The 13,631-nt window shown below is 71.3% G+C and carries 9 protein-coding genes; 5 read left to right on the forward strand and 4 right to left on the reverse strand.

Annotated elements, in window-relative coordinates:
- Positions 1–20: 20 nt before the first annotated feature.
- Both ACZ7FF_RS08910 and ssd read right to left on the reverse strand, forming a co-directional pair.
- Complete coding sequence (locus tag ACZ7FF_RS08910) at positions 21–1,220, reverse strand: TadA family conjugal transfer-associated ATPase (protein WP_470810682.1); 1,200 nt, start codon at positions 1,218–1,220, stop codon at positions 21–23.
- Positions 1,217–2,314, reverse strand: a complete 1,098-nt coding sequence (ssd, locus tag ACZ7FF_RS08915; RefSeq protein ID WP_470810684.1) for a septum site-determining protein Ssd — start codon at positions 2,312–2,314, stop codon at positions 1,217–1,219. The genes ACZ7FF_RS08910 and ssd overlap by 4 nt, the downstream gene beginning before the upstream one ends.
- Positions 2,315–2,907: 593 nt before the next feature.
- On the opposite strand from ssd, the gene ACZ7FF_RS08920 reads away from it, so the two are divergent.
- Positions 2,908–3,738, forward strand: a complete 831-nt coding sequence (locus ACZ7FF_RS08920; RefSeq protein ID WP_470810685.1) for an HAD family hydrolase — start codon at positions 2,908–2,910, stop codon at positions 3,736–3,738.
- 335 nt (positions 3,739–4,073) lie between these two features.
- Here the strand turns inward: ACZ7FF_RS08920 and ACZ7FF_RS08925 are convergent, their stop codons facing one another.
- Entirely contained in the window at positions 4,074–4,898 is an 825-nt protein-coding gene (locus tag ACZ7FF_RS08925) for a Fic family protein (RefSeq protein WP_470810687.1), read from the reverse strand.
- A 101-nt stretch (positions 4,899–4,999) separates the two neighbouring features.
- Between ACZ7FF_RS08925 and ACZ7FF_RS08930 the strand changes: the two genes are divergently transcribed.
- Complete coding sequence (locus ACZ7FF_RS08930; RefSeq protein ID WP_470810689.1) at positions 5,000–5,980, forward strand: ATP-binding protein; 981 nt, start codon at positions 5,000–5,002, stop codon at positions 5,978–5,980.
- 17 nt (positions 5,981–5,997) lie between these two features.
- Here ACZ7FF_RS08930 and ACZ7FF_RS08935 read toward each other — a convergent pair whose 3' ends face one another.
- Positions 5,998–7,275, reverse strand: a complete 1,278-nt coding sequence (locus ACZ7FF_RS08935; protein WP_470810691.1) for a polysaccharide deacetylase family protein — start codon at positions 7,273–7,275, stop codon at positions 5,998–6,000.
- Positions 7,276–7,546: 271 nt separating this feature from the next.
- Here ACZ7FF_RS08935 and ACZ7FF_RS08940 point away from each other — a divergent pair, with 271 nt between their 5' ends.
- The 3 genes from ACZ7FF_RS08940 (at position 7,547) to nhaA (ending at position 13,580) form a co-directional block, all read left to right on the forward strand.
- Positions 7,547–9,847 (forward strand): SulP family inorganic anion transporter, encoded by a 2,301-nt coding sequence (locus ACZ7FF_RS08940; RefSeq protein WP_470810692.1) that lies wholly within the window; start codon positions 7,547–7,549, stop codon positions 9,845–9,847.
- Between the two features lie 129 nt (positions 9,848–9,976).
- Positions 9,977–11,932 (forward strand): acetate--CoA ligase, encoded by a 1,956-nt coding sequence (gene acs, locus ACZ7FF_RS08945; RefSeq protein ID WP_470810693.1) that lies wholly within the window; start codon positions 9,977–9,979, stop codon positions 11,930–11,932.
- Between the two features lie 205 nt (positions 11,933–12,137).
- Positions 12,138–13,580, forward strand: a complete 1,443-nt coding sequence (gene nhaA / locus ACZ7FF_RS08950; RefSeq protein WP_470810694.1) for a Na+/H+ antiporter NhaA — start codon at positions 12,138–12,140, stop codon at positions 13,578–13,580.
- The last annotated feature ends 51 nt before the right edge of the window (positions 13,581–13,631 follow it).

The following is a 13,631-nucleotide window of genomic DNA, read 5'->3' on the forward strand; positions in this document are numbered from 1 at the left end:
TGTCCCACCGATCACTTCCGTCACCCCTCTCCCTCGTCTCCGAACTCACCCGCGGCACCGAGAAGCTGCCGCAGCCGCCCCCAGCCGCGCTCCCGCGCGAAGGCCCGCTCGCCCCAGCGCAGTGCCGGCACCGTCCGCACCAGGCCCGTGGGGTCCCGCTCCAGCACATGCACCTCGGCGATCCGGCGCCGCCCGGACCGGTCCCGCGCCAGGTGGATCACGACGGAGAGGGCGGCCGCCAGTTGGCTGTGCAGGGCAGCCCGGTCCAGCCCGGCGGCCGTGGCCAGCGCCTCCAGCCGGGCCGGCACATCCCCGGCGGCGTTGGCGTGGACCGTGCACGAGCCGCCCTCGTGGCCCGTGTTCAGCGCGGCGAGCAGGTGCACGACCTCGGGTCCGCGCACCTCGCCGACGACCAGCCGGTCGGGACGCATCCGCAGCGCCTGGCGCACCAGGTCCTCCAGGGTGACCAGGCCGGCGCCCTCCTGGTTGGCGGGCCGGGTCTCCAGCCGGACGACGTGCGGGTGGTCCGGTCTCAGCTCGGCCGAGTCCTCGGCGAGCACGATCCGCTCGCCCGGTCCGACCAGGCCCAGCAGGGCGCTCAGCAGGGTGGTCTTGCCGCTTCCGGTGCCGCCGCTCACGAGGAAGGACAGCCTGGCCGCGAGCAGTGCGCCCAGGATCCGGTCGCCGCCGGGCGGCACCGTGCCGGCCGCGACGAGTTCGCCGAGGGTGAAGGCCCGGGGCCGTACCACCCGTAGCGCCAGGCAGGTGCAGCCGACGGCGACCGGGGGCATGACCGCGTGCAGCCGGGTGCCGTCGGGCAGCCGGGCGTCCGCCCAGGGCCGGGCGTCGTCCAGCCGGCGTCCGGCCACCGCGGCCAGCCGCTGCGCGAGGCGTCGTACCGCCGCCGCGTCGGGGAAGGTGACCGCCGTCAGCTCCAGGCCGCCGCCGCGGTCCACCCACACCCGGTCCGGGGCGGACACCAGCACGTCGGTGACGTCGGGGTCGGCGAGCAGCGGTTCCAGGGGGCCGGTGCCGACCAGTTCGGACCGCAGGTGTGCGGCCGCGCCCAGTACCTCTGCGTCTCCGAGCACCCGGCCCTGTTCGCGCAGCGCCTGGGCCACGCGCGCGGGGGTGGGCTCGGCGCCGGTCTCGGCGAGCCGGCGCCGGACGCCGTCGAGCAGGGCCGCGCCGTCGGCCGGGGCGAGGCCGGGGAGGGTCATCGGGGGCCTCCCGCCTCGGCCAGGGCGCGCTCCCAGAAGTTCAGGCAGAAACGGGCCAGCGGGCCGCGTCCGGTCACGCCGGGAGGATCTCCGCCGCCCTGCGGGCGCAGCAGCGCCGGTTCGACGGGCACGTCACCGGCCAGTGGCAGGCCGAGCAGCCGCGCCACCTCGCCGTCGTCCAGACCGGGCGCGTACGGCCCGCGCACCGCCACCCGCAGGTCGCGGACGACCATGCCGACGGCTGAGGCCACCCGTCCGGCGGCCGCGACGGCCCGCAGTTCGGCGGGGACGACGAGCAGGGCCAGGTCGAGCTGGGCGAGGGCCTCGCCGACCCCCTCGTCGAGCCGGCGGGGCAGATCGACCACGACGGTGCCGCCGCGCCGACGGGCGGCGGCGAGCACCGCGCGCACGGCCTGGGGCGGGATGCCGACGCAGTCGCCCCGGTCCCAGCTGAGCACCCGCAGGGAGTGCAGCTCGGGCAGCGACTCCTCCAGGGCCCCGCCGCCGACCCGGCCGCGGGAGGCGGCGAAGGCGGGCCAGCGCAGTCCTTCGGCGCCCTCGCCGCCGAGGAGTACGTCGAGTCCGCCGCCGAGCGGATCGGCGTCCACGAGCAGGGTGCGCAGTCCCTCCCGCGCGGAGGTGACGGCGAGCGCGCACGAGAGCGTGGAAGCGCCGGCCCCGCCCCGGCCGCCGATCACGCCGACGGTGAGGGCCGGGCGGCCGACTCCCTCGGCGACGTCGGCGATGCGGTCGACCAGCCACTGCTCGCCGTCGGGAAGCATCAGGACGTGGTCGGCGCCGATCTCGACGGCTCGTTTCCACACCCCCGAGTCGTCCTGGTCCCGGCCGACGAGAACCACTCCGCGCCGGCGCGCGGCCCCGCGCACCCGGCGGACGGCGTCGTCCCCGACCAGGACGAGCGGGGCCGCTTCCCAGCCATCGGCGTGGTCCGGCATGCCGTGGTGCACCTCGGGTGTGGCGCCGGCGGCCGCGCACAGGCGCAGCAGGTCGTCCAGGAGGTCGGCGTCCTCGGTGACGATGAGCGGCCGGCCTCCGGTGGTGGGCCGCGGGTCGCGGGTGACGGTTCCGGACACGTGTGTTCCCCCTTCGCTGCGTGTTCCGCGCAGCCCCTGCGGCCACGCGTTTCCCGAACGTGTGAAGAACCGGCAAGCGGTCTCCATATGAGCGGCCGATAGGAACCGGCCATACGCGCTCCCTGCAATCGGAACCGGCCAGGAACTCGCCACGGCCGGAGCGCGCTGGAATCACGGTGCAGCGATCGTCGAAATCGTGTGGATCTTGGTCGAAAACCGTGCACAACTCCGGCCCTGTGAATAAATCCGTCACCCATACCGGTGACCTCTGCACTGATCCCGGCGCGACTTCCACAGCGCAGCGTTGCGATTACCCTGGGTAATGAATCATGGGCATGACGAAGGGGCGGTCACGGCGCCACAGCGCCGGCCGCGGGGCCGGGTCAAAGCGGGGAGAGTGGACGAAAATGCGTCCGGACATGCGACGACCCCCGCCGGGGGGGAGAGCGGGGGTCGTCCCCACGGCCGACTCGGGGGGGGAGGAGCCGGACCGGGTTAGCACGGTCGCGAACGATCCGTGACTTCCATGGTGTACCCGAGAGCCTTCTCAGGCAAACCCACGCGCCCCACCTTACGCCGAATGGTGGGCGCCTATGCTCAGGGACGTGGAAAACCACTCCTTGCCCCGCGCAGCGGCCTTCTTCGACCTGGACAAGACGGTCATTGCGAAGTCCAGCACGCTCACCTTCAGCAAGTCCTTCTACCAAGGCGGGCTGATCAATCGCAGGGCCGCGTTGCGCACCGCATATGCCCAGTTCGTCTTCCTGGCCGGCGGCCTGGACCACGATCAGATGGAGCGCGTGCGCGAGTATCTGTCGGCGCTGTGCCGGGGCTGGAACGTCCAGCAGGTGCGGGAGATCGTCGCCGAGACCCTGCACGACCTGATCGACCCGATCATCTACGACGAGGCCGCCTCTCTCATCGAGGAGCACCACACCGCCGGACGGGACGTGGTGATCGTCTCCACCTCGGGCGCCGAGGTGGTCGAACCGATCGGCGAGCTCCTGGGCGCGGACCGGGTGGTGGCCACCCGCATGGTCGTCGGCGAGGACGGCTGCTTCACCGGGGAGGTGGAGTACTACGCCTACGGCCCGACCAAGGCGGAGGCCGTCCGCGAGCTGGCCGCGTCCGAGGGCTACGACCTCGACCGGTGCTACGCCTACAGCGACTCCGCGACCGACGTGCCGATGCTCCAGGCGGTCGGGCACCCGCACGCCGTGAACCCGGACCGGGCGCTGCGCCGCGAGGCGGCCGCGCGCGGGTGGCCGGTGCTGGAGTTCCGCCGCCCCGTACCGCTCAAGAAACGGCTGCCCACGCTCTCCGTGCCGCCGCGCCCGGCACTGGTCGCCGCGGCGGCCATCGGAGCGGCGGCCGCGACCGCCGGTCTCGTCTGGTACGCCAGCCGGCGACGGGGCATCGACTGACCTGCGCCCGTTTCACCCCTTTTTGAACATGAAAGTAAAGAAGTGCGGACAGGGGTTCCGCTTGCTCCCGCACGGCAGTACAAAGAAGTCAGGCCCGCGAGACCAGAGGACATCCGAGAGGATCACCTACCACTACGCACTTGGCCCACGGACCCCGCATGGACATCGAGCACCCACGCGACGTCGACCCGTCGATTACGGGCCAGCCGCACCAGGTGACGGGCAAAGAATCCCGACCTGATGGGCAACACATCGAGGACGCTTGGTAACCCGGTGAACATGCCAGCGGCGGTACGAGCACTCGTACCGCCGCAACCCTTTGCAGGGGGTTCTTCTCAGGCCGCGCCGCGCTGCAGCGCCTCGCACACCGCCGTGGACTCGCGCGCGCCCAGCTCGACCGACCTGCCGCAGTGGGCGATCCAGGCCGCCATGCCGTCAGGGGTGCCGGAGACGTAACCGTCCAGGGCGGCCAGATAGGAAGCACGGCCCTGTTCGGCGTGACCGACCTCGGCCGGGCAGACCGCCTTCGGGTCCAGACCGCTGCCGATCAGCACGATCCGCTCGGCCGTGCGCGCGACCAGCCCGTTGTGCGAGGCGAAGGGGCGCAGCGCGAGCAGTTCGCCGTGCACCACGGCGGCCGTCACCAGGGCCGGCGCTGACGTGCCCGCGATGATCAGGTCCGCGAGTCCCTCCAGCCGCCCGGAGACCTCCTGGGCGTCCGGCAGCGGCAGCTCGATCAGCGACTCGTCCACCGCCTCGCCGGCCTGACGGGGCCTGCCGACCCGGTCCTCGTTGCTCGCCGCGGCCACCAGGTGCAGCCGGGCCAGCACCCTGAGCGGCGACTGGCGCCAGATGGACAGCAGCTGGCCCGCCTCGGCCGTCAGCCGCAGGGCCCCGCCCACGACCCGCGCCTCGTCGTCGGCGCCGAAGTCGGTGCGCCGCCGCACCTCCTCCAGGGCCCAGTCGGCGCCGGAGAGCGCCGCGGAGCCGCGGGCTCCGCGCAGAGCCGCCTCGGAGGTGACCGCGTTGCTGCGGCGCCGCATGATCCGGTGCCCGTAGACCCGGTCCACGGCCTTGCGCACGGATTCCACGGACTCGGCGACTCCGGGCAGCGAACCCAGGGCGGCGAGCGGATCGGCGGTCGCGCCTGTCGTACTCATGAGTACGACACTACGCACCCGATCGGCAGACCCCACGAAGGAGTGGTCTTCTTCACTAACTCCTGACACGTACAGCTACAGCCTCACTACTCTTTGTGAACATGAAAATTGCTTTCGTCGGGAAGGGCGGCAGCGGCAAGACCACGCTCTCCTCCCTCTTCATCCGCCATCTCGCCGCGGCCGGCGCGGCCGTCGTGGCGATCGACGCGGACATCAACCAGCACCTCGGGCCGGCCCTCGGCCTCGACGAGGCCCAGGCGGCCGCGCTGCCCGCGATGGGCGAGCGGCTGCCGCTGATCAAGGACCATCTGCGCGGCACCAACCCGCGCATCGCCTCCGCCGCCACGATGATCAAGACCACCCCGCCCGGCGAGGGTTCGCGGCTGGTGCAGGTGCGCGAGCCCAACGCGATCTACGACGCCTGCGCGCGCCCGGTGGAACTCGACGGCGGCGCCGTCCGTTTGATGGTCACCGGCCCCTTCACGGACGCCGACCTGGGAGTCGCCTGCTACCACTCCAAGACGGGAGCGGTGGAGCTGTTCCTGAACCACCTCGTCGACGGCCCCGACGAGTACGTCGTGGTGGACATGACGGCGGGTTCGGACTCCTTCGCCTCCGGCATGTTCACCCGCTTCGACATGACGTTCCTCGTCGCCGAGCCGACCCGGAAGGGGGTCTCCGTCTACCGCCAGTACAAGGAGTACGCCCGCGACTTCGGCGTCGCCCTGAAGGTCGTCGGCAACAAGGTCCAGGAGCAGGACGACATCGACTTCCTGCGCGCGGAGGTCGGCGAGGACCTGCTCGTCACGATCGGGCACTCGGACTGGGTGCGGGCCATGGAGAAGGGCCGCCCGCCCAGGTTCGACCTCCTGGAGAAGGCCAACGCCCGTGCCCTGCACACTCTGCGGGCCACCGCGGACGCCACGTACGAACAGCGCGACTGGGAGCGCTACACCCGCCAGATGGTGCACTTCCACCTGAAGAACGCGGAGGCGTGGGGCAACGAACGCACCGGGGCCGACCTGGCGGCCCAGGTCGACCCCGCCTTCGTGCTCGGCGAGAGCGTGGCGACTCCCGCCTGACCGCCACCGCTTGACGGCTACCGCTTGTCCGCCGGCGCCCCCGGCACGCCCTTGGGCGCCGGGGCCGGGTGGGCGGTGAGGAAGGACGCCCAGCCCTTCCTCGGGGCCTCGCCCACGTTCAGGGTGCGCAGCTTCTCCAGGGTCTTCGGGTCCTGGGCGTCCAGCCAGTCGACCAGCTGGTGGAAGGAGACGCAGCGCACCTCGGGCTTGTTGCAGACCTCCTTCACCACGTCCTCGATGGCGCGCATGTAGGTGCCGCCGTTCCAGGACTCGAAGTGGTTGCCGATGATCAGTGGCGCGCGGTTGCCGTCGTAGGCCCGGTAGAAGCCCTTGACCAGGCCGTCGCGCATCTGGTCGCCCCAGTAGTCGAACTTGTCGGGGTCGCCCTGGGTCTGGGTGCCGGACTGGTTGACCATGAAGTTGTAGTCCATGGTCAGCTGCTCATAGGTGTGTCCCGGGAAGGGCACCAGTTGCATCGACAGGTCCCACAGGCCGTCCTTCTTCTTGGGCCAGACCTGGTCGTCGACGCCGCTGGAGTCGTAGCGGAAGCCCAGCTGGCGGGCTGCCGCCATGAAGTTCTTCTGCCCTTCCAGGCAGGGGGTGCGGGCGCCGATCAGCTCCTTGTCGTAGTCGAAGGGCAGCGGAGCCGCGTTCTTCATGCCGGTGTTGGTCTTCCAGCTCTTGACGAAGTCCTTGGCCTGGGCGATCTCGCTCTTCCACTCGTCCACCGACCAGGTGCCGACCCCGCCGTCGGGCCCGCAGAAGTGACCGTTGAAGTGGGTGCCGATCTCGTTGCCCTCCAGCCAGGCCAGCCGCGCCTGTTTGACGGTGTCGGCGATCCCCTGCTGGTCGTTGAAGCCGATGTCGGAGCGGCCCGGCGAGTGCTGCGGCGGCTTGTACAGGTCACGCTTCTCCTCCGGCAGCAGGTACACGCCGCTGAGGAAGAACGTCATGTTCGCGTGATTCTCCTTGGCGACCTTGCGGAAGTGCGAGAAGAGCTTCTGGCTGTCCTCGCCCGAACCGTCCCAGGAGAAGACGACGAACTGCGGCGGCTTCTGACTGGGCTTCAGCCGCTCCGGCCGGGGAAAATGGGGCTGCGAACCGGTGTACGCGGTGGATCCGTCGCCGATCAGCCGGAGCACGCTCTGGGGTGCCGGCGCCGGCGCCGGCGCCGCCTTCTGCGGTCCGGACGCCCCTTCCTTCGAACCGCTCGGGCCGCTCGCGCAACCGGCGAGTGACGCGGCGCAGGCCGCGGCGACCACGGTGCCGACGGCGATCCTCTGGGTGGCGGCCATGTTCCGCCCACCTTCTTCCTTCTCTCAGACGAACGCTGACGAGGACTTTGTGTGGTGCTTCGCCGGGATTGCACCGGCGGCCTCGCCAAGATCGCACGGGACAGAGAGGGAATTAGTACGACAAGCCGATCAAATGATTAGTTCATCCATGTGAGGGATCGACTGATCCGTTTGCCCCGAAAAGTTATGTGCAGTCTTTACGTGGCATTACCTTCCTTTTACGGGGCGTTACTCCATCCCGCCCCCACACCGCTCCGGAGGAGACGGGACCATGTCCGCCTGCGCACCCCCTCACGCCGACCACCCCCAGCCGCCACCCCGGCCCGCCCCCGCGCGCCGCCGCGGAACGGTCGAGGGCGCCGATCTGTCCGCGTCCGTCGCCGTGTTCCTGATCGCCCTGCCCCTCTCCCTGGGCATCGCCCTCGCCACCGGCGCCCCGCTCCAGGCCGGACTCGTCTCCGCGGCCGTGGGCGGACTCGTCACCGGCCGGCTCGGCGGCTGCCCGCTGCAGGTCAGCGGCCCCGCCGCCGGACTCACCGTGGTCACCGCCGACTTGATCCACCGCTACGGCTGGCGGGCGACCTGCGGCATCACCGTCCTCGCCGGTCTCGCCCAACTCGGCCTCGGCTGCCTGCGGGTGGCGCGCGGTGCGCTCGCGGTCAGCCCGGCCGTGGTGCACGGCATGCTCGCCGGGATCGGCATCACCATCGCCGTCGCCCAGCTGCACATCGTCCTCGGCGGCAGTCCGGACAGCTCCGTACTCGCCAACGTGCGTGCGCTGCCGGCGCAGTTGGCGCGACTGCACCCGGCCGCCGTGTCCATGAGCGTGCTGACCCTGACCCTGCTGCTGTCCTGGCCGCGCCTGCCGGGCCGCGTCGGCAGGCAGCTCCGCAGGGTGCCGGCCGCCCTGGTCGCCGTCGCCGGGGCGACCGCGACCGCGTCCCTGACCGGCCTCTCCCTCCCCCGGGTCGACCTGCCGTCCTGGAGCAGTCACGCCCTGGCAGGGCTGCCCGACGGGCCGGTGCTCGGGATCGCGGCCGCCGTGCTCACCACGACCCTGGTGTGCAGTGTGCAGTCACTGCTCGGAGCGGTGGCCGTGGACAAACTGGTCGCCACCCGGCCCGGGCCGCAGTCCCGCGTCGGGCGTTCCGATCTCGACCGGGAGCTCCTGGGGCAGGGCGCGGCCAACGTCGTCTCCGGCGCGCTGGGCGGGCTGCCCGTCGCCGGGGTGGCCGTGCGCAGTACCGCGAACGTGAAATCAGGTGCCGTCAGCCGGAACTCCACGATGCTGCACGGCGTTCTCGTAGTAGTCGCCGCGCTGCTGATGGTCCCGGCCCTGGAGGAGATCCCGCTCGCCTCCCTCGCCGCCCTGGTGATGGCCGTCGGTATCCAGATGGTGTCCCTGCACCACATCCGCACGGTGACGCGCCACCGAGAAGTGCCGGTCTACGCCGCGACCACACTCGGCGTGGTGCTCCTGGGCGTCCTGCAGGGCGTCCTCCTCGGAGTCGCCGTGGCGGTCGCCGTCGCCCTCAACCGCCTCGCGCACACCCGTATCACCCATGAAGAGAAGGGAGGAGTCCATCACGTACACATCCGAGGCCAGCTGACATTCCTCGCGGTGCCCCGGCTGAGCAGAGTCCTGCATCTTGTACCCCAAGGCGCCCACGCCGTGGTGGAGTTGGACGGGTCGTTCATGGACCACGCGGCGTACGAGTCGCTGCAGGACTGGCGCAGCACCCACACCGCGCGGGGCGGTGCGGCCGAGCTGTCGGGCCGGCGTGGCGGAATCCGGACCGCCGGGCCGACCACCTCGTCCGCGGAGTGCCGCTGCCGGCCCTGGACGCCCTGGCGCGACCACCGGTCCTGCTGCGCCGAAGGCTCCGGGGCCCCGGCGGGCCGGGAACTGGCCTGTGGCATCGGCTCGTTCCAGCGGAACACCGCGCCGCTGGTGCGCGAGGAGCTGGCGCGGCTCGCCCGGGAGGGCCAGCGGCCCGGGCAGCTCTTCCTCACCTGTGCGGACTCCCGGCTGGTCACGTCGATGATCACCGCCAGTGGTCCCGGCGATCTGTTCGTCGTCCGCAACATCGGCAACCTGGTGCCGCCGCCGGGCGAGGAGCACGGCGACGACTCGGTGGCGGCCGCCGTCGAGTACGCGGTGGACGTGCTCGGGGTGCGCTCCATCACGGTGTGCGGGCACTCCGGCTGCGGGGCGATGCAGGCACTGCTGAGCGCCGGACCGGCGGGCGGGAGCACTCCGTTGGGGAGGTGGCTGCGGCACGGGCTGCCAAGCCTCGCGCGGCCGGCCGGCGACCGCCGCGCCGGGCCCCGGCTGGCCGGGCGGGCCCCCGCGGACGCGGTGGAGCGGCTGTGCCTGGCCAACGTGGTCCAGCAGCTGGAGCACCTGCGGGCCCACGAGCCGGTCGCGCGGGCACTGGCCAGGGGCGAGCTGGAGCTGCACGGGATGTACTTCCACGTCGGCGGGGCCCAGGCCTACCTGCTCGACGAGAAGGGGGAGAACGCCGAGTTCGAGGAGGTGACGGGAGCCGAGGAGGTGCACACTCCGGTGTGAGAGACGGGCCGCCACCAGCCGATGAGGACAGGTCTAAACCAATTTTACCGTCGACCCTTGTCATTGGACCCCCCTGTCTGATGAGCTGTGGCCTGGGACACATCGGACACCCTTCGAATGGGAGATGTCGTGAGTAACGAGAGCCTGGCCAACCTGCTGAAGGAAGAGCGCAGGTTCGCGCCCCCCGCCGACCTGGCCGCACACGCCAACGTCACGGCGGAGGCGTATGAGCAGGCCAAGGCTGACAGGCTCGGCTTCTGGGCCGAGCAGGCCCGCCGCCTGACCTGGGCCAAGGAGCCGACCGAGACACTGGACTGGTCGAACCCTCCGTTCGCGAAGTGGTTCAAGGACGGCGAGCTGAACGTCGCGTACAACTGTGTGGACCGGCACGTGGAGGCCGGGCACGGGGACCGCGTCGCCATCCATTTCGAGGGCGAGCCCGGCGACAGCCGCGCCATCACCTACGCGGAACTGAAGGACGAGGTCTCCCGGGCCGCCAACGCGCTGCTGGAGCTGGGTGTCCGCAAGGGCGACCGCGTCGCCATCTACATGCCGATGATCCCGGAGACCGCGATCGCGATGCTGGCCTCGGCCCGGATCGGCGCCGCACACTCGGTCGTGTTCGGCGGCTTCTCCGCGGACGCCCTCGCGACCCGGATCAAGGACGCGGACGCCAAGGTCGTCATCACCTCCGACGGCGGCTACCGGCGCGGCAAGCCGTCCGCGCTGAAGCCGGCCGTGGACGAGGCGATCGGCAAGGTCGACAACGTCGAGCACGTGCTCGTGGTCCGCCGCACCGGGCAGGACGTGGCGTGGAACGACGAGCGGGACGTGTGGTGGCACGACCTGGTCGGGCGGCAGTCCGCCGACCAAACCCCGGAGGCGTTCGAGGCGGAGCACCCGCTGTTCATCCTCTACACCTCGGGTACGACGGGTAAGCCCAAGGGCATCCTGCACACCTCCGGCGGCTATCTCACCCAGACGGCGTACACCCACTGGGCCGTCTTCGACCTGAAGCCGGAGACGGACGTCTTCTGGTGCACCGCCGACGTCGGCTGGGTCACCGGGCACTCGTACATCGTGTACGGGCCGCTGGCCAACGGCGCCACGCAGGTCATGTACGAGGGCACGCCGGACACCCCGCACCAGGGCCGGTTCTGGGAGATCGTGCAGAAGTACAAGGTCACGATCCTCTACACGGCGCCGACCGCGATCCGGACGTTCATGAAGTGGGGCGACGACATCCCCGCCAAGTTCGACCTGAGCAGCCTGCGGGTCCTCGGCTCCGTCGGCGAGCCGATCAACCCCGAGGCATGGGTCTGGTACCGCAGGACCATCGGCGGCGACCGGACCCCGGTCGTGGACACCTGGTGGCAGACCGAGACCGGCGCGATGATGATCTCGCCGCTGCCCGGCGTCACCGAGGCCAAACCCGGTTCGGCGCAGCGCCCGCTGCCCGGCATCAGCGCGACGGTCGTGGACGACGAGGCGCGCGAGGTGCCCGACGGCGGCGGCGGCTACCTGGTGCTGACCGAGCCGTGGCCGTCGATGCTGCGCACCATCTGGGGCGACGACCAGCGGTTCCTCGACACCTACTGGTCCCGCTTCGAGGGCAAGTACTTCGCCGGTGACGGGGCGAAGAAGGACGACGACGGCGACATCTGGCTGCTGGGCCGGGTGGACGACGTGATGCTCGTCTCCGGGCACAACATCTCCACCACCGAGGTGGAGTCGGCGCTCGTCTCGCACCCCTCGGTCGCCGAGGCGGCCGTCGTCGGTGCCGCCGACGAGACCACCGGCCAGGCCATCGTCGCCTTCGTGATCCTGCGCGGCGCGGCCACCGAGACCGAGACACTCGTCGGCGAACTGCGCGACCACGTGGGCGCCACGCTCGGCCCGATCGCCAAGCCCAAGCGGATCCTGCCGGTGGCGGAGCTGCCCAAGACCCGCTCCGGGAAGATCATGCGCCGGCTGCTGCGCGACGTGGCCGAGAACCGCCAGCTCGGCGACGTCACCACACTCACCGACTCCACCGTCATGGACCTGATCCAGACCAAGCTGCCGGCCGCACCGAGCGAGGACTGAGCGGGCAGGACTGAGAGGGGTCCCGAGGGGCACCCGGCGTGGACGCGCCGGGTGCCCCTTCGGCGTCTACCGTGAAGATCACCGGTTCCGGTCACCCATCGCTTTGGTAAAGTAAGTAAAGCGTCATCGACGCGACAAGCTCGACAGGTGCGCCGGGAAGTCTGGTCGGCATGTGAGCCGACCCGTTCACCCACCGGAGGTCCCCGTGACCGCGTCCCGCACCCCGAACCCCGCCCGCAGGGCGCTCGGACGCCTGTCCCTGCCTGAGCGGACCTTCGTCGCGGACGCGCTGCGCACGGAGACCGTCGGCGGTGTCCTGCTGCTCCTGGCCTCCGTCGCGGCGCTGGCCTGGGCGAACATCCCCGCCCTGCGCCACAGCTACGAGACGGCCGCCCACTTCGCGTTCGGGCCCGCCGCCCTGGGGCTGCACCTCTCCGTCGCCCACTGGGCCGCCGACGGGCTGCTCGCGGTGTTCTTCTTCGTCGCCGGCATCGAACTGAAACGCGAGCTGGTCGCCGGGGACCTGCGCGACCCGAAGGCGGCCGTACTGCCGGTGGTGGCCGCGCTGTGCGGCATGGCCGTACCGGCACTCGTCTACACGCTCACCAACGTCACCGCGGGCGGCTCCACGCAGGGCTGGGCGGTGCCCACGGCCACCGACATCGCCTTCGCGCTCGCCGTCCTCGCGGTCATCGGCACCTCCCTGCCCAGCGCCCTGCGCGCCTTCCTGCTCACCCTCGCCGTCGTCGACGACCTCTTCGCGATCCTGATCATCGCGATCTTCTTCACCGCACGGCTCGACCTCGCCGCGCTGGGCGGCGCGGCCGTCGGGCTGGCGGTCTTCTGGCTGCTGCTGCGTAAGGGGGTACGCGGCTGGTACGTGTACGTGCCCCTCGCCGTGGTGATCTGGGCGCTGATGTACAACAGCGGCGTGCACGCCACCATCGCCGGCGTGGCCATGGGCCTGATGCTGCGCTGCACCACCCGCGAGGGCGAGGAGCGTTCGCCCGGCGAGCACGTGGAGCACCTGGTGCGGCCTCTTTCCGCCGGGCTCGCCGTACCGCTGTTCGCGCTGTTCAGCGCGGGTGTGGTGGTGTCCGGCGGGGCGCTCGTGGACGTGTTCACCAAGCCGGAGACGCTCGGTGTCGTGCTCGGCCTGGTCGTCGGCAAGGCCCTCGGGATATTCGGCGGCACCTGGCTGACCGCCCGTTTCACCCGCGCCTCCCTCAGCGAGGACCTGGGCTGGGCCGACGTCTTCGCGGTGGCCTCGCTGGCCGGGATCGGCTTCACGGTGGCACTGCTCATCGGCGAACTGGCCTTCGTCGGCGACGCCGTCCTCACCGACGAGGTGAAGGCGTCCGTCCTCACCGGATCGCTGCTGGCGGCGGTGTGTGCCACGGTGCTGCTGAAGATACGCAACACCAGGTACCGCAGGCTGTGCGAGGAGGAGGAGCGCGACGAGGACCGCGACGGCGTCCCCGACATCTACGAGCAGGACGACCCGGCGTACCACCTGCGCATGGCCGAGATCCTCGAGCGCAAGGCCGCCGAACACCGGCGGATCGCCGCCGAGCGGGCGGCCGCGGCGCGCGACGGACTTGCGGAAGTACCGGGCGGGGCAGGCGAGGAGGGCGGCCGTCGGGCATGATCTGACGAGACGGTACAAAACAAGACGGCCACGATGAGCGGGACGGCCGCA

The organism is Streptomyces sp. NPDC037126 (genome assembly GCF_055605965.1).